General features: G+C 41.7%; 14 protein-coding genes. 10 read left to right on the top strand and 4 right to left on the bottom strand.

The window, feature by feature from the left end:
- Window positions 1-116: 116 nt before the first annotated feature.
- From rnm to rluB, 3 genes are all read left to right on the top strand, one after another.
- Window positions 117-1,010, top strand: coding sequence for an RNase RNM (rnm, locus tag AAC853_RS15280; protein ID WP_340615050.1), 894 nt, complete (start codon window positions 117-119; stop codon window positions 1,008-1,010).
- On the top strand, window positions 1,007-1,627 hold the full coding sequence (locus AAC853_RS15275; RefSeq protein WP_189759542.1) for an L-threonylcarbamoyladenylate synthase: 621 nt from the start codon (window positions 1,007-1,009) through the stop codon (window positions 1,625-1,627). Before rnm ends, AAC853_RS15275 begins: the two co-directional genes overlap by 4 nt.
- 81 nt (window positions 1,628-1,708) lie before the next feature.
- Window positions 1,709-2,632 (top strand): 23S rRNA pseudouridine(2605) synthase RluB, encoded by a 924-nt coding sequence (rluB, locus tag AAC853_RS15270; RefSeq protein ID WP_338882372.1) that lies wholly within the window; start codon window positions 1,709-1,711, stop codon window positions 2,630-2,632.
- A 66-nt stretch (window positions 2,633-2,698) separates the two neighbouring features.
- Here rluB and cobO read toward each other — a convergent pair whose 3' ends face one another.
- Together cobO and AAC853_RS15260 are read right to left on the bottom strand one after the other, a co-directional pair.
- Window positions 2,699-3,295, bottom strand: a complete 597-nt coding sequence (gene cobO / locus AAC853_RS15265; protein WP_340615049.1) for a cob(I)yrinic acid a,c-diamide adenosyltransferase — start codon at window positions 3,293-3,295, stop codon at window positions 2,699-2,701.
- Window positions 3,295-4,059 carry a YciK family oxidoreductase gene (locus tag AAC853_RS15260; RefSeq protein WP_340615048.1) on the bottom strand — a complete coding sequence of 255 codons (765 nt, stop codon included), beginning with the start codon at window positions 4,057-4,059 and terminating at the stop codon, window positions 3,295-3,297. Before AAC853_RS15260 ends, cobO begins: the two co-directional genes overlap by 1 nt.
- Window positions 4,060-4,402: 343 nt before the next feature.
- On the opposite strand from AAC853_RS15260, the gene sohB reads away from it, so the two are divergent.
- The 3 genes from sohB (at window position 4,403) to cysB (ending at window position 9,914) form a co-directional block, all read left to right on the top strand.
- Complete coding sequence (sohB, locus tag AAC853_RS15255) at window positions 4,403-5,449, top strand: protease SohB (RefSeq protein WP_338882369.1); 1,047 nt, start codon at window positions 4,403-4,405, stop codon at window positions 5,447-5,449.
- 532 nt (window positions 5,450-5,981) lie between these two features.
- Complete coding sequence (topA, locus tag AAC853_RS15250; protein ID WP_340615047.1) at window positions 5,982-8,579, top strand: type I DNA topoisomerase; 2,598 nt, start codon at window positions 5,982-5,984, stop codon at window positions 8,577-8,579.
- A gap of 360 nt (window positions 8,580-8,939) precedes the next feature.
- Window positions 8,940-9,914: an HTH-type transcriptional regulator CysB gene (gene cysB, locus AAC853_RS15245; RefSeq protein WP_338882367.1), complete on the top strand. Its 975-nt coding sequence runs from the start codon at window positions 8,940-8,942 to the stop codon at window positions 9,912-9,914.
- Between the two features lie 80 nt (window positions 9,915-9,994).
- Here the strand turns inward: cysB and AAC853_RS15240 are convergent, their stop codons facing one another.
- Window positions 9,995-10,834 (bottom strand): hypothetical protein, encoded by an 840-nt coding sequence (locus tag AAC853_RS15240; RefSeq protein ID WP_338882365.1) that lies wholly within the window; start codon window positions 10,832-10,834, stop codon window positions 9,995-9,997.
- Window positions 10,835-11,111: 277 nt separating this feature from the next.
- On the opposite strand from AAC853_RS15240, the gene acnA reads away from it, so the two are divergent.
- Window positions 11,112-13,787: an aconitate hydratase AcnA gene (gene acnA, locus AAC853_RS15235; protein WP_340615046.1), complete on the top strand. Its 2,676-nt coding sequence runs from the start codon at window positions 11,112-11,114 to the stop codon at window positions 13,785-13,787.
- 274 nt (window positions 13,788-14,061) lie between these two features.
- Window positions 14,062-14,814, top strand: a complete 753-nt coding sequence (gene loiP, locus AAC853_RS15230) for a metalloprotease LoiP (RefSeq protein ID WP_338882362.1) — start codon at window positions 14,062-14,064, stop codon at window positions 14,812-14,814.
- Window positions 14,815-14,962: 148 nt separating this feature from the next.
- On the opposite strand, the gene ribA is transcribed toward loiP, so the two are convergent.
- Window positions 14,963-15,571 (bottom strand): GTP cyclohydrolase II, encoded by a 609-nt coding sequence (gene ribA, locus AAC853_RS15225; protein ID WP_338885568.1) that lies wholly within the window; start codon window positions 15,569-15,571, stop codon window positions 14,963-14,965.
- A 362-nt stretch (window positions 15,572-15,933) separates the two neighbouring features.
- Here ribA and AAC853_RS15220 point away from each other — a divergent pair, with 362 nt between their 5' ends.
- Window positions 15,934-16,248 carry a LapA family protein gene (locus AAC853_RS15220; protein WP_338882360.1) on the top strand — a complete coding sequence of 105 codons (315 nt, stop codon included), beginning with the start codon at window positions 15,934-15,936 and terminating at the stop codon, window positions 16,246-16,248.
- 6 nt (window positions 16,249-16,254) lie between these two features.
- Window positions 16,255-17,424, top strand: a complete 1,170-nt coding sequence (gene lapB / locus AAC853_RS15215) for a lipopolysaccharide assembly protein LapB (protein ID WP_340615045.1) — start codon at window positions 16,255-16,257, stop codon at window positions 17,422-17,424.
- The last annotated feature ends 7 nt before the right edge of the window (window positions 17,425-17,431 follow it).

Raw genomic sequence — 17,431 nt, 5'->3', positions numbered from 1 at the left:
GCTTGTCAATGATTTTTTTTACTCGTGTGTTATCATAACTGCTTTGCGCTTGATAGCGCTTCATATCACTTAATCGATAGTGTCTTCTTCCCATCCGAAAAACAGGTCAAAAAACAATGATTGAAGCCGCCAGTGAAATGACAAAACGCTATGATCTGCATAGCCATACGACCGCTTCAGATGGCGTTTTATTACCTGAACAGCTCGTGGACAGAGCTATTGCTATGGGTATTAATGTACTGGCAATCACCGATCACGATACGACGGAGGGTATTCCGTCGGCTTTAAACCATATTCAACAAAATAATTTGCCATTAACTTTGATATCCGGCGTTGAAATCTCGACATTGTGGCAAAATCTGGAAATTCATATCGTTGGTTTAAATATTGATATTCATGCTATTTCCTTAAGGAAATTTTTAGCGCATCAGGTTGATTTAAGGCAACAGCGTGGTGTTGAAATAGGAAAACGATTAGCCAAAGCAGGCATTGCCGATGCCTGGGAAGGCGCATCCAGATTAGCCAATGGTGGACAAGTTACTCGTGGCCATTTTGCCCGTTATTTGGTAGAAGCGGGAGTTGTACCGACTATCCCGAAAGTGTTCAAAAAATATCTGGCAAGAGGAAAAATCGGTTATGTCCCACCGCAATGGTGTACAATCGAACAGGCTATTGAAGCCATTCACCAGGCTGGAGGACAGGCTGTGATTGCCCATCCCGGCAGGTATAATTTGTCGATGAAATGGCTAAAACGATTAATAGTTTGGTTTAAACAACATGGTGGTGATGCAATGGAAGTTGCACAGTGCCAGCAAGCCCCTAATGAAAGACAACAACTTGGTCAACTGGCAAGAGAATATGGGTTGAAAGTATCATTAGGATCGGATTTTCACCAACCCTGTTCATGGATAGAACTTGGGCGCAATTTGTGGTTACCCGGTGATGTTGTACCGATATGGCACGACTGGTCACGGCTTGGACTGCATAGAAGTATAGAGGTTATTGTATGAGCCAGTTTTTTTATATCCACCCTGACAATCCACAAGTCCGTCTTATTGACCAAAGTGTGGATGCACTGAAAAAGGGCGGAGTTGTCATCTATCCTACTGATTCAGGTTATGCCATTGGTTGTTGCCTGGAAAATAAGGATGCTATGACCCGTATATGCCGTATTCGCCAATTGGAAGGACGCCACAATTTTACCTTGATGTGTCGTGACTTATCTGAAATTGCCACTTATGCCCATGTAGATAACCAGGCGTTCAGGTTGATTAAAAATAACACGCCTGGTAATTACACGTTTATTTTACAGGCAACAAAAGAAGTCCCGCGTCGCTTGATGAACGAAAAACGTAAGACGATTGGTTTACGTGTTCCTTCTAATCCTATTGCGTTGGCATTGCTGGAAGGGATGTGTGAACCATTGATGTCATGTAGCTTGATTTTGCCCGGAAATGATTTTGCCGAATCGGATCCTGAAGAGATTAAGGATACTTTGGGTAAACAAGTTGATTTAATCATTCACGGTGGTTATCTTGGGCAGCAACCGACGACGGTAGTAGATTTGACGGGGGATTCGCCCGTAATTCTTCGTGAAGGCGAAGGTGATGTAACACCTTTTTTATAAAGTGTACGGTTTTCTTAACGTATACGATTCAATTTTATTTAGTATCACGACGCCTGTGAAGGCGACAATAGAGGTTGCTCAATGAGCGATAAAACAGAAAAGTTACAAAAAGTTCTCGCGCGTTCTGGTCATGGTTCCCGTCGCGAAATCGAAGGGTATATCCAACAAGGGCGTATTAGCGTTGATGGTAAGATCGCAACGTTGGGTGATCGAATCGAAGTTAATCCCGCAATAAAAATTCGTCTGGATGGACGGATCTTAAATATCAAAGAGCCACAGAAAACAGTTTGCCGGGTTTTGGCTTATTATAAACCGGAAGGTGAATTGTGTACCCGCCATGATCCTGAAGGCCGTCCAACTGTATTTGATCGTTTGCCAAAAATGCAAGGCGCACGCTGGATTGCGGTAGGACGTTTGGATATCAATACCAGCGGGTTGTTGTTGTTTACTACCGATGGGGAATTGGCTAACCGTTTAATGCACCCAAGCCGCGAAGTTGAGCGTGAATATGCAGTCCGCGTGTTTGGCGAAGTCGATAACGCAAAACTCCGTCAATTGACACAAGGTGTACAACTGGAAGATGGCCCGGCTTCATTTAAGACCATTGCGTTTAAAGGTGGAGAAGGGATCAACCAATGGTACAACGTGACTCTGACAGAAGGCCGTAATCGCGAAGTCAGACGCTTATGGGAAGCCGTTGGTGTGCAAGTCAGCCGCCTGATCCGTGTGCGTTATGGCGATATTAATCTGCCGAAAGGGTTGCCGCGAGGTGGCTGGACTGAGTTGGGGTTAGAACAGACTAACTATTTACGTCAGTTGGTTGACTTGGATGAAGAGAGTGTGACCAAAGTTGCTGTTGGGCGTGATCAACGCCGCGTTAAGGCTAATCAGATCCGCCGTGCGGTAAGACGACATACTCAGGTTGCATCCCGTCCGGCAGGAAAACGTCCTGCAAGCAGTTCTCGTCAGAATGCAGGGAAGAAGACGGCACCTAAAGGTCGTTAATACGCTTAAGCCGCTGTTTCAGCTCATATCAACATTTATCTGGATGATTTGAAACAGCGGATCCATTTACCAATCAATACCTTTCTGTGCCTTGATGCCGGCATTAAAAGCATGTTTTGCCGGACGCATTTCTGTAATCGTATCGGCATATTCCAATAATTCTCGATGGCATCCTCTGCCAGTGATAATCACACTTTGATGAGCAGGGCGCTGTTTGAGAGCGGCCAAAATATCGGTCAGTTCTAAATAACCATATCTGACCATATAGGTTAATTCATCCAGCACGATAAGGTGTAGTGAAGGATCAGATAGCATTGCTACAGCCTGTTGCCAGGCTGTTTGGCAGGCTGCTGTGTCTGATTCGCGATTTTGTGTCTCCCATGTGAAACCTGTTGCCATCACATGAAATTCAACACCTTGTTGTATCAACAAGTTTCTTTCACCGCTTTCCCATGTCCCTTTAATAAATTGGATAACGCCAGCACGTTGTCCATGCCCGATTGCACGAATCACTGTGCCAAATGCAGCGGTCGTTTTTCCTTTACCGTTTCCAGTGAACACAATGACAATTCCCCGTTCTTGTTGTGCTGCTTCAATACGGGAATCGATTTTTTCTTTCAGGCGTTGTTGTCTTTTCTGGTACTGGCTGTTATCTCTGGTCATTATTCGGCAGGCCCCGCTTTGCGTCCGGGTTGAGCATCAAAACTGATGCCGGAATCATTTCGGCTGTCATCTCCCATCACATAAAGATAGACGGGCATAATATCCGCGGGGGTTTTTAACTTAGCGGAATTTTCATCAGGAAAAGCACTAGCTCGCATATTGGTACGCGTCCCGCCGGGATTGATGCAGTTGATACGCAGGGAAGTATCCCGATATTCTTCTGCTAAAACTTGCATTAGACCTTCTGTAGCAAATTTGGAAACAGCATATGCTCCCCAACCACTTCTACCTTGACGGCCGACACTGGAGCTGGTGAACACCAAAGAAGCGCTGGTGGATTTTAATAATAGAGGGATCAATGCCTGAGTCAGCATAAAAGTGGCATTGACATTCACTTGCATCACTTCATGCCAGAGTTGAACAGGTTGTTCTACGATAGGGGAGACGGCGCCAAGAAGACCAGCATTATGCAAGACACCATCCAAACGTGAATAGCGCTGTGCCAGGTCATGGGCGAAAGTTTGGCATTCCTCGGCGGTCACTGTCAGCAGATCCATCGTATAAATGTCAGCAGGTAAACCGCCCTCGTTTGTAATTTGCTGCCTGACTGCTTCCAGTTTCGCAGTAGTACGTCCCAGTAAAATAACTTGTGCACCGTGGCGGGCATAGGTCAGTGCAGCTTCTCGTCCAATGCCATCGCCAGCACCAGTGACGAGAATAATTTTTTGTTGCAGCAGGTGATTATTTGGTTGGTAATCAAACATCGAACAATCTTCCTATAATTGTTTGTGAAGCTATGATTTGCCATTTCAGAATGGCATATACGCATTAAACTTCAAATTGCCATTTACAACACGCTATGAAACCTGATTTCTCTCCGCTTTGCGGGGAGAAATCACATGCATCTTGAAGTTAGATTGGCATATACAGGTCATCATCAGAACAAAACTTAAGGTTCCCGTCAAATTTGCCTGCATGGGTGAAAAATGGGTAAAAAGTGTAACTTCAATTGAGATAGGGTTAAGTAAACTGTTAGGGAAAGGCATTCGATTTTTGGTTAGAATGAAACAAATATATTGTTTGTTATAAGTTAATAAAGGTGGATCTGTGGAATATTTGTCTCTATACGGATTGTTCTTAGCCAAAGTGCTCACAGTGGTCTTGGCAATCGCTGTTTTGGCGTTCGTTTGTATCGGATTAGGTGTACGTAAGACAATGCACAAAGGGGAGTTAAAGCTGACCAATCTTGGTGAGTCATATAAGGAAAGACAGCGTCAGATGCAACAGGCGCGAATGAGTGAAGCAGAACAAAAAATTTGGCAAAAAGAATTAAAAAAACAGCAGAAAAATGATGCTAAGCAGAAAAAAGCGGCAGCCAAAACAGGTCATCAAGGCATACAGAAGCCAAATCTTTATGTTTTGGACTTTAAAGGCAGTATGGATGCCCGTGAGGTGGAGTCACTCCGTGAAGAGATCAGTGCGATATTGGCTGTGGCTGACAAAAAAGATGAAGTTTTGCTGCGACTGGAAAGTCCTGGTGGCGTGGTTCATGGGTATGGACTGGCAGCATCTCAATTGGTTCGTTTGCGACAGAAAGGGATACGCCTGACAATTGCCGTGGATAAAGTAGCAGCAAGCGGTGGATACATGATGGCTTGTGTAGCTGATCGCATTATTGCTGCACCGTTTGCCATTATTGGTTCCATTGGCGTTGTAGCGCAATTACCCAATATTCATAGGCTTTTGAAAAAAAATGATATTGATGTTGAATTGCATACTGCTGGTGAATATAAACGTACCTTGACTGTTCTGGGAGAAAATACTGAACAGGGGCGCAAGAAATTTCAGGAAGATTTGAATGAAACGCATAAGTTATTCAAATCATTTATCCACCAATATCGTCCATCTTTAGATGTAGAAAACGTAGCTACTGGTGAGTATTGGTACGGTACACAGGCAAAAGAAAATGGATTGATTGATGATGTGGGTGTCAGTGATGATTTTCTGATTGAAAAAATTGAACATTGTGAAGTCATCGGTGTCAATTATTATCGCCGTAAACGTGCCATAGACCGTTTTATGGGTAGCGCGATGGAGAACGTTGACAAATTGTTTATGCGTTGGTGGCAAAGGGGAGAAAAACCTTTGTTGTAACGGCAAAATCGTTACCCAAAACTATTACAGATTATGCGGGTAAATAAAGGCGATTTATAATCCTTTATTGCCCGCATATTTATTCATCAACCAGGGGGAATGCTCCACTTCTTTGTTCTGCCTCTCTGTGTACATGCCTTGTATCAAATCTTCGTATGTCTTAATGATTTCATTTGCTTTTTTTAGCCACTATTCTTGCTTAATGGGTATGGTTTTAGTTTTCATTTATTGTGCTTTAGCAAGAAATAAGTTGTTGCGCATCGTTTTTTATCAGGTAGAGTGTGGGCTTTTCGTCATGCAGATGGAAGATTTTGTTTACAACTGTTAAAACATACAATTGCATGGTTTGTGTAGGTATATAAAATACCCTAGATATTTCAAAGGGTTTTGCGCTTAAGCAAAAGTACAAGATAAAAATTAGTTGATATCTTGCAAATCTATCGCAATATAAAAAGAGGTTTTATTTTATATATCGCAACATAACGCCGTGATTTTCGCCATCTGAAAAGAAGATAATTAGGTAAAGGTAACTATGGCTAAAGCTCTTGTTATAGTGGAGTCCCCGGCAAAAGCCAAAACAATCAATAAATATCTGGGGAATGACTACGTTGTAAAATCCAGTGTAGGTCATATCCGTGATTTGCCGACGAGTGGAACAGTGAGTCAAAAGAGTTCAAGCTCATCTACCGATAAGAATAAAAAGAAAGCAAAAAAAGATGAGAAAACGGCGCTAGTAATTCGTATGGGCGTCGATCCTTATCATGGTTGGGAAGCGAACTATCAAATTTTGCCAGGCAAAGAAAAAGTTGTTTCAGAGCTGAAAACGCTGGCTGAAAAAGCCGATCATATCTATCTTGCAACGGATCTTGACCGCGAGGGAGAGGCTATTGCATGGCACCTGCGGGAAGTGATTGGTGGAGATGAATCCCGTTTCAGTCGGGTTGTATTCAATGAAATTACCAAAAATGCAATCACACAGGCTTTTGATAATCCCGGTGAGTTGAATCTTGATCGTGTGAATGCCCAGCAAGCGCGTCGTTTTATGGATCGCGTTGTAGGCTATATGGTTTCACCGCTACTGTGGAAAAAAGTGGCCAGAGGGTTATCCGCTGGGCGGGTACGATCTGTCGCAGTCCGTCTTGTGGTTGAGCGGGAACGCGAAATCAAGGCATTTGTGCCGGAAGAATATTGGCAACTGCACGCGGATTTAATGGCTAAGGGCGATATCCCTCTCCATATGGAAGTTACCCATGAGAAGGGAAAACCATTTAAGCCTGTAAATGCGCAACAAACGCAGTCAGCAGTATCTCTGCTTGAAAAGGCGAGATACAAAGTGGTTGAGCGTGAAGATCGTCCAACATCGAGTAAGCCAGGTGCCCCATTCATTACCTCAACATTGCAACAGGCGGCAAGTACACGGCTTGGGTTTGGGGTTAAGAAAACCATGATGATGGCGCAACGCTTATATGAAGCTGGGCATATCACTTATATGCGTACCGATTCGACTAACTTGAGTCAGGACGCATTGGAAATGGTTCGGGGTTATATCAGTAACCATTTTGGTGATAAATACTTGCCGAAAAGTGTTAATGTCTACAGTAGCAAGGAAAACTCTCAGGAAGCCCATGAGGCGATTCGCCCTTCCGATGTTAATGTCATGGCAGAAGAATTGAAAGATATGGAAACTGATGCACAAAAATTGTATCAGCTTATCTGGCGTCAATTCATTGCTTGTCAGATGACCCCTGCGAAATATGATTCCACGACACTGACCGTCCAAGCTGGCGATTTTGAGTTACGTGCCAAAGGCCGTACTTTGCGTTTTGATGGTTGGACAAAAGTCATGCCGGCTTTGCGCAAAGGAGATGAAGATCATACGTTGCCAATCATGGAAGTAGGCACAGAGCTTGATTTGCAACAGTTGATACCAAGCCAGCACTTTACAAAACCACCTGCACGTTTCAGTGAGGCGTCTTTGGTCAAGGAGTTGGAAAAACGCGGAATTGGTCGTCCATCGACTTATGCGTCAATTATCTCAACCATTCAAGAGCGTGGTTATGTTCGTGTTGAGAATCGGCGGTTCTATGCAGAAAAAATGGGTGAAATCGTTAATGATCGTTTGGAAGAAAATTTCAACGAATTGATGAACTATGATTTTACGGCAAGAATGGAAGACCAGCTCGATCATGTAGCTAACAATGAAGCGAATTGGAAAGGCATTCTGGACGAATTTTTCTCCAATTTCAGTGAGAAGCTCGATATTGCTAGTAAAGAGCCAGATGAAGGTGGAATGCGTCCAAACCCAATGGTGATTACCTCGATTGAGTGCCCGACCTGTAGTCGCCCAATGGGAATTCGTACTGCAACAACAGGGGTATTTCTTGGCTGTTCTGGTTATGCGTTATCACCTAAAGAGCGATGTAAGCAGACGATTAACCTTATCCCAGAAAATGAAATCCTAAATATTTTGGAAGGGGATGATGCTGAAACCAATGCATTGCGCGCTCGCTGTCGCTGCAAAAAGTGTGGTACAGCGATGGACAGTTATTTAATTGATAACCAGCGTAAATTGCATGTATGTGGTAATAACCCAGAATGTGATGGTTATGAAGTTGAAGAGGGTGAATTCCGTATTAAGGGTTATGATGGCCCAATAGTTGAATGTGATAAGTGTGGTTCAGAAATGCACCTGAAAATGGGGCGTTTTGGTAAATACATGGGTTGTACAAACGAAAAGTGTAAAAATACCCGTAAGATTTTACGTAATGGGGAAGTGGCACCACCAAAAGAAGATCCGGTTCCATTACCTGAATTGGCGTGTGAAAAATCGGATGCCTATTTTGTTCTGCGTGATGGCGCCGCAGGGGTATTTTTAGCGGCTAACACTTTCCCTAAATCTCGCGAAACACGAGCGCCATTGGTTGAGGAGCTTGTTCGGTTTAAAGATCGCTTACCGGAGAAATTGCGTTATTTAGCGCAAGCGCCTGTTGTTGATCCTGAAGGAAATAAAACAGTTGTTCGTTTTAGTCGTAAAACTAAACAGCAATACGTTTCGTCAGAGAAAAACGGTAAAGCTACCGGATGGAGCGCATTTTTTGTTGAAGGGGCTTGGGTTGTGAAAGAGAAGTAATCAATCTGAAGATGAATTTGTGCTTTATACCCTTATTTATTGGGTATAATTCATAGAAATATATTTAGAGAGATATTTCTTTTTTTGTGAGAAATATAATTTTTCTTTCTAAAAAGCCAGTTCTATGGACTGGCTTTTTTTGTATTTCAACAAAATTAAAACACAATATATCTGCAACAGGTTCTTGATAATAGTTACTCAACTTAATTATTTGTTATATAAATATATAGCAAGTGTTATAGTGGTTATATACTGACAAATATATATTCTATATGGTTATATGTGGATAACCATTGGTAATATAGAAATTGGTTAAACTACAAAACGTTCATACATTTGATTATTAGGGACAGTGCTGACATGAAATTACAGCAATTGCGTTATATTGTAGAGGTGGTTAATCACAATCTAAATGTATCTTCTACAGCAGAAGGATTGTACACCTCTCAACCAGGGATCAGTAAACAAGTCAGGATGCTCGAAGATGAGTTGGGGATTCAGATATTTGCTCGCAGTGGTAAGCATTTGACGCACGTGACTCCGGCTGGTGAAGAAATTGTCCGTATTTCACGTGAAGTGCTGTCAAAAATTGATTCAATTCGTTCTGTTGCTAGTGAACACACCTATCCTGATCGTGGTTCTTTATATATAGCGACCACCCATACACAAGCAAGATATGCTTTACCTCCTGTTATTAAAGGCTTTATTGAACGTTATCCCAATGTATCACTGCATATGCATCAAGGTTCTCCAACGCAAATTGCGGAAGAGGTATGTAAAGGAAATAGTGATTTTGCGATAGCAACAGAAGCACTGCACCTTTATAGCGATCTGATTATGCTGCCTTGTTATCATTGGAACCGTTCTATTGTGGTGACGAAAAATCATCCTCTCGCTAGTAAACAGAATGTCACGATTGAAGAATTGGCTGAATATCCGATTGTAACCTATACGTTTGGTTTTACTGGGCGTTCTGAGTTAGATGTTGCTTTTGATCGGGTTGGTTTGAAACCTAAAATCGTATTTACAGCAACAGATGCTGATGTGATTAAGACTTATGTACGACTAGGACTGGGAGTTGGTGTGATTGCCAGTATGGCCATAGAACCTGTTCAGGACAGTGATTTAGTACGTATTGATATGCGCGATCAATTTGGTTACAGCACGACCAAGATAGGCTTTCGCCGCAGTAGTTTCTTGCGCAGTTATATGTACGATTTTATTTGGCGTTTCGCGCCACATTTGACGCGTAATGTGGTGGATAACGCCATAGCGTTGCGTTCTAATGAAGAAATTGAAGAAATGTTCAAAGATATCGAACTACCAATAGTATAAAAAGGTATTAATATCAGAAAAATAGGTATAAAGAAGATTAAACCACCTCCAAACAGCAGGTAGGTGGTTGATCTTTTATTTTATATCCCCTTTGGGATCATTGTATTAAATTCACCACTGAAAAAATTGTCAGAGTCTTCTATTGAAGATTTTTGATTTTTGAGAATAAATTTATCGAAAGCGGTTTTAACTTCGTGATCCTCTAGCGCTTGATAATTAAATAAGGAAGTACAAGAAGAGTAAGTAAATTCAATATTAACATTCTCGTTAGAGGCGCAGTTTGATGTCACCTCCGAGTTGGTTCTGTCAAAATCTATTTTGTAGAGTTTTATTTTAGGGATATACACGACCTGATCTTCGATCCCAATTGCTTCAATAACACTGGCTAATGTGAGGGTGGAGTAATGATCTCCATTCCGTTTTAAACCCAGTCTTATGGCATCACCTTGTTTTTGTAAAAAGTCGGAAAAGCTTTTCAGGCTTGGAGAGTTTGCATTTAAAATAATATCCATAATGAGTTGGAGTAAATTTATTGCAATAGAAATTCCTTTCATTTCATGCTGATAAGTTTTATTTTCGACATTTATGATACTCATCAATGGCAGTTTTGCCATGATATCTTCCCAAAATTGAATGTCAGTTTTATATTCTTTACCATGGACATGGGTATATTTGGTAATATAATCGGCGACTATTGAGGAAAGCGCGATCTGTATTTTTTTGATCTCGTTCATTTTCTGTAAGATACTGTCTTTATCGACAATATTTGCAGTAATAATAAATTGGACAAGGCCGTCTGTATCACTAAGCTGATAATCTGACAATGAAAATTTATCTCTAATACCGGCTGAAAAAAACTGATCTGCTTGTTGTATGTTGTTTAGATGATATTGAAATTCTTTGTTTTTTTCTGTATCCATAATTTTCCCTCCAATCTCTAACTATCCTGAATATACCTTTGTTTTTCAAGTTTCAATTTAAAACTTATTAGCCAGAAATACGTAAAAATTTTAGAGCTAATTCAATAAAACTTTTATGGCGCGAATAAAACATATCTACTTTGGAAATGTCATCATTAAAATTTATCAATAAATGAGGGTTTATAGTTAATTAGCAAAATGTGTGGTCATGGAATAACAAATATTTGCTTATATGTTATGTTTAATGGTAGCTAACCATAATAAGAAAGGAGGAGTTATGTCGTTTAAATTGAAAAAAGACTGTGCTTCAACGCTCTCAATTGGAAGTAAAATCTATCATTATTATAGCCTACCTCTGTTATCTGAACAATTAGGCGATATATCCCGCTTGCCAAAGTCAATGAAAGTCTTGCTCGAAAATCTCTTGCGCAATGTTGATGGTGAATCAGTTGTGGAAGATGATTTGCAGGCGCTGGTGGAATGGCAAAAAACCGGTCATGCAGACCGCGAAATTGCTTATCGTCCTGCCCGTGTCCTTATGCAGGATTTTACAGGCGTGCCGGCTGTCGTCGATCTTGCTGCCATGCGGGAAGCTGTGTTAAGACTCGGTGGTAATGTAGAACAGGTTAATCCGTTATCTCCTGTTGACTTGGTTATCGATCACTCAGTGATGGTTGATAAATTTGGCACTGAACAGGCATTTTCAGAAAACGTCCAGATAGAGATGGCACGTAACTATGAACGTTATCTGTTCTTGCGTTGGGGGCAGAAAGCGTTTAACCGTTTCCGTGTTGTCCCTCCTGGAACGGGGATTTGCCATCAAGTTAATCTGGAATATCTGGGGAAAGCTGTCTGGTATGAAAATCAGGATGGCCAGGATTTTGCTTATCCTGATACGCTGGTTGGAACGGATTCTCACACGACCATGATTAATGGGTTGGGTGTCTTGGGATGGGGGGTAGGAGGAATTGAAGCAGAGGCGGCCATGCTGGGGCAGCCGGTTTCCATGCTGGTTCCAGATGTTGTTGGCTTTAAACTGATCGGAAAATTGCAAGAAGGGATCACAGCAACTGACCTTGTACTGACCGTGACACAGATGCTACGTAAGCACGGTGTTGTGGGTAAATTTGTTGAATTTTATGGCGATGGATTATCTGATTTGCCGCTGGCAGACCGGGCAACTATTGCCAATATGTCCCCTGAATATGGTGCAACTTGTGGTTTCTTCCCTGTTGATGACATTACATTAGACTATATGCGATTGACGGGGCGTCATGAAGAAGAAATTGCTTTGGTTGAAGCCTATTGCAAAACTCAGGGTCTATGGCGTAATACTGGGGATGAGCCTATTTTTACCAGCATCCTAGAGTTGGATATGTCGACGGTTGAAGCAAGTTTAGCTGGACCGAAACGGCCTCAAGACAGGGTTGCATTGGGAAATGTACCACAGGCTTTTCAGTCTGCTATGGAGTTGGATACTCATAATACACAAGAGCACTCAGTCGCGATATCAGTGACTTTAGATAACCAAACTTTTTCATTGCAAGATGGTGCCGTGGTGATTGCTGCCATTACCTCTTGCACAAACACCTCTAACCCCAGCGTATTGATGACGGCGGGATTACTTGCCAAAAAAGCGATTGAGAAAGGCTTGCAGCGTCAACCATGGGTTAAAACGTCACTGGCACCTGGTTCGAAAGTTGTGACAAATTATCTGGAATTGGCAGGTTTCATGCCATATTTGGAAAAATTGGGTTTCAATTTAGTGGGTTATGGTTGTACTACCTGTATTGGTAACTCTGGGCCATTGCCTGATCCCATTGAAGCTGCGATTAAGCAAGCTGATTTAACCGTTGGAGCTGTGCTTTCCGGTAACCGAAATTTTGAAGGACGTATTCATCCTTTAGTAAAAACCAACTGGTTGGCATCGCCGCCCTTGGTGGTGGCTTATGCGCTTTCTGGCAGTATGAAGAAAGATCTGACGCGAGAGCCTATCGGAAAAGATCAACAAGGAAATGATGTTTATTTGAAGGATATCTGGCCTGATAGTACAGAAGTTGCAGAAGCGATTGGAAAAGTCAGAACCGAAATGTTCCATAAAGAATATGATTCTGTGTTTGATGGTGATGAAAATTGGCAGTCCCTGAGTGTGGAAAGTTCAGCAACTTATGCTTGGCAGCCGGATTCTACCTATATACGCCATCCACCGTTTTTTAGTGATATGAAAGCTGAACCTAAACCCGTTACAGACATTCATAAGGCTCACATTTTGGCGATATTGGGGGATTCAGTTACGACGGATCACATTTCCCCTGCTGGAAATATCAAGGCTGACAGTCCTGCTGGACGTTATTTGCAAGAACATGGTGTTGCACCAAAAGATTTTAACTCGTATGGCTCAAGGCGTGGCAACCATGAAGTCATGATGCGAGGAACGTTTGCCAATATTCGGATCCGTAATGAAATGGTACCTGGTGTTGAAGGAGGGTATACCCGCCATATTCCTTCTCAATCCCAACTTGCTATTTATGATGCGGCTATGCGTTATCAGGAGGAGAAAATACCATTAGCCGTTATAGCAGGAAAAGAATATGGTTCAGGATCGAGCCGTGACTGGGCTGCAAAAGGAACGAGATTACTTGGGGTCAGGGTTGTGATTGCGGAATCTTTTGAACGAATTCACCGCTCTAATTTGATTGGTATGGGGATTTTACCATTAGAATTTCCTCAGGGAGTTAGCCGTAAGACCTTAAACCTGACAGGAGAGGAGCAAATTGATATTACAGGATTATCTAACATTCAGCCTGGGCAGACAATTGCAGTGAAAATCACCTATGTCGATGGACAAAAAATTGTGATTGATACTCGTTGTCGCATTGATACGGGAACAGAACTGGATTACTTCTATCATGATGGCATTTTACATTACGTGATTCGTAATATGCTGAAATAAGAAATTGAATTCTGGATAATAAATTGAACCAAGAGCCTGTTCCAAGATTAGAATTTTAGGCCAATAAGAAGCTGATCTGAAAAGGAACAGGCTATATAGACGACACGTCACCATTATTCTGTTGATAATTTGATTATTTTTTTTAAAATGTTACCAAATTCACATAATTATAAATATCAGAGTTTATTTCTATTGTTATTTTTATAAAAACTCATAGTCTTTTAATGCTCTTAAAATACTATAGTTGCATGTATTGCAAAGGAAAAACAACATTATGAAAATTAAAACTCTTGTTGCAGTGGCTATTTCTGCTGTAGTTCTGGCAGGTTGTAAGAATATTGATCAGGGAATGCTGGCTCACTCTGGAATGCAATTACTCCAGGCGGCGACACTAAGTGATTCTAATGTCAAACAGTTATCTGACCAAGCATGTAATGAAATGGATGCACAGAATAAAATTGCACCGGCATCCAGTCAATACACTAAACGTTTGAACAAAATAGCCAAAGCATTGGGTAACGAAGTTAACGGTACACCGGTTAATTATAAAGTTTATCTGACTAATGATGTGAACGCATGGGCAATGGCTAATGGTTGTGTGCGCGTATACAGCGGCTTGATGGACATAATGAATGATAATGAAGTCGAAGGCGTACTGGGTCATGAAATGGGTCACGTTGCACTGGGTCATTCACGTAAAGCAATGCAAGTTGCTTATGCCGCAGTTGCTGCACGTACCGCAGCTGCGTCAGCGGGTGGTATAGCCGCACAGCTGAGCGATTCTCAGCTGGCTGCATTGGGTGAAAAACTGATCAACTCGCAGTTCTCACAACATCAGGAAAGTCAGGCTGATGACTTCTCTTATGATTTGCTGAAAAAACGCAATATCAAAACGGAAGGTTTAGTAACCAGCTTCGAGAAACTGGCTAAACTAGGCAGTGGTGAAACCAGCATGTTTGATTCACACCCGCCTTCACAGGAGCGTGCTCAACATGTTCGTGATCGTATTGCAGCAGACAAGAAATAATAAGTTACTCCCACAGGCGATTTAGTAGAAATAGGGACACTTCACGCGTGTTCGCCGAGTGGAATAAGGTAATGTTGTCAAAAAGGTTTAAAAATAAAAACTGCGCCCACACCGACGCAGTTTTTTATAGAAATTAATCGGAAAACTTTTAGTTTGATTGGGATAATAAATGGCCCATTCGGCTGGCTTTAGTATCTAAATAACGGGCATTTTGGGGATTACGCCCTACAATCAGTGGAACACGTTCGGTGATATTAATGCCCGCTTCTATCATGATTTCAACTTTTTTAGGGTTGTTGGTAAGAAGGCGAATTGCATTAATATGCAACAACTTATACATATCTGAGCACAGGGTGAAATCTCTTTCATCGGCCGCAAAACCTAATTGATGATTAGCCTCAACAGTATCAATACCTTGATCCTGTAAAGCATAGGCTCGAATTTTATTCAGCAGACCAATATTGCGGCCTTCCTGGCGGTGGTAGAGCAAAACGCCACGGCCTTCTTGACTAATTTGCGAAAGCGCAGCTTCTAATTGAAAGCCACAGTCACATCTTAGGCTGAATAAAGCATCGCCAGTGAGGCATTCTGAGTGGATCCGCGATAATACAGGTTCATCACCAGAAATATCTCCAAAAACAAGAGCGACGTGATCACGGCCTGTTTTGGTTTCTTCAAATCCAATCATTAAAAACTCGCCCCATGGCGTAGGTAATTTTGCTTCAGCTACTCGTTTTAGCTGTATTTTTGTATTCATATGTTGATTTAACTCGTTATAAATATTGTGATATTTAAAACAATACCGGCTGAGAAAACAGCTAAAACTACGCAAAAAATTTTCTCTGGCTACGACGCATGCACGAAGAAGCATTGTAACAGAAGGTATTAATATGTATGAATATAAGGTGTCAGATTCTTTAATGATAAACATATTAACATGCTAAACTAGAAGGCAGATTTTTGTAGATATATTTATCACAAAAAGAAGGAAATCAGTGTTTGTTGCAATAAATTGTTCCCTTTACGTAGACGTGTGTAGACGAGAAATGCTAATTTAGCACGCCACTATGTCTGTTATTTGGCATAATCAATCAGCAACAATAGATAACAGGAAGAAATGTGAAATATTTTCTGATCTTATTACTGGCACTGGTTGTTTTTGTTATCTCAGTGACACTGGGAGCAAATAACAATCAGATAGTGACGTTTAATTATTTGATTGCTAAAGGTGATTACTCTGTATCTACACTGCTGGCTGCATTATTTGCTGTTGGCTTTATCCTCGGTTGGGGAATTTGTGGGATTTTTTACTTACGCGCCGGTATCTCTTTGCGACATGCGAAACGCAAAATTAAGCGACTGGAAACTCAGGTGGGGCAACCATCCGGTTCATCCAAAAAAGTCGTATCTACCGTGGCATTAAACAAGGAATAATTCTCCATGTTAGAGCTGTTGTTTCTGTTGCTTCCCATTGCTGCCGCCTATGGCTGGTATATGGGGCGCAGAAGTGCTCAACAAAATAAGCAACAATCGGCTGACCGCCTTTCGCGTGAGTATGTTGATGGTGTTAATTTTTTACTTTCAAATCAGCAAGATAAGGCGGTAGATTTATTTCTTGATATGCTGAAAGAGGATAGTCCTGCATTTGAGGCTCATCTAACATTGGGCAATCTCTTTCGTTCCCGTGGTGAAGTTGAAAAAGCCATCCGTATTCACCAATCCCTTATGGAAAGTGCTTCTCTGACGTTTGAACAGCGTTTGCTTGCGATCCAGCAACTTGGGCAAGATTATATGGCTGCTGGTGTCTATGATCGTGCTGAGAATATGTTTATTCAGCTAGTTGACGAAACAGACCTGCGTGAAAATGCCTTCAACTCCTTACTCATCATTTATCAATCAACGAGTGACTGGAATAAAGCTGTTGATGTCGCTGAAAAACTCGTAAAACTGGGCAAGCATCATTTTCGGGAAGAGATTGCCCATTTTTATTGTGAGTTAGCATTGCAATGTATGGGTAGTGACGATTTTATTGATGCGCTCAGTTATTTGAACAAAGCGTATCAGGCAGATAAAAACTGTGCTCGTGCTTCTATTATGCTTGGCCGTATTTATATGGCCCAAGGGGAGTATCTTAACGCGACCAATGCGTTGAAGCGTATTCTCGACCAAGATAAACAACTCGTCAGTGAATCTTTGCCAATGTTGCAAGAATGTTACCAGTATCTATCTCAACCAGATGAATGGCAATCTTTTTTACAACGCTGTGTAGAAGAAAATTGTGGTGCGATCGCAGAACTTCATATGGCTGATGTTCTTGAAAAGGAAGAAGGACGTGATGTTGCCCAAAATTTCATTAACTTTCAACTGGAACGCCATCCAACAATGAGGTTGTTTTATCGTCTGATGGATTATCATCTGACGGAAGCAGAAGAAGGGCGGGCGAAAGAAAGCCTGATTCTTTTGCGCAATATGGTAGGTGAGCAAATTCGTACAAAACCTGATTATCGATGCCATAAATGTGGTTTTACTTCCCGCTCATTATATTGGCATTGCCCATCATGTCGTTCTTGGGACTCAATTAAACCGATCCGAGGATTGGATGGTCAGTGACACGGTC

This window comes from Xenorhabdus thailandensis, assembly GCF_037996785.1.
In the GTDB taxonomy this organism is placed as follows: domain Bacteria; phylum Pseudomonadota; class Gammaproteobacteria; order Enterobacterales; family Enterobacteriaceae; genus Xenorhabdus; species Xenorhabdus griffiniae.
The sequence above is the reverse complement of the archived record's forward strand: the minus strand, read 5'-3'. Positions and strand labels throughout refer to the sequence as shown.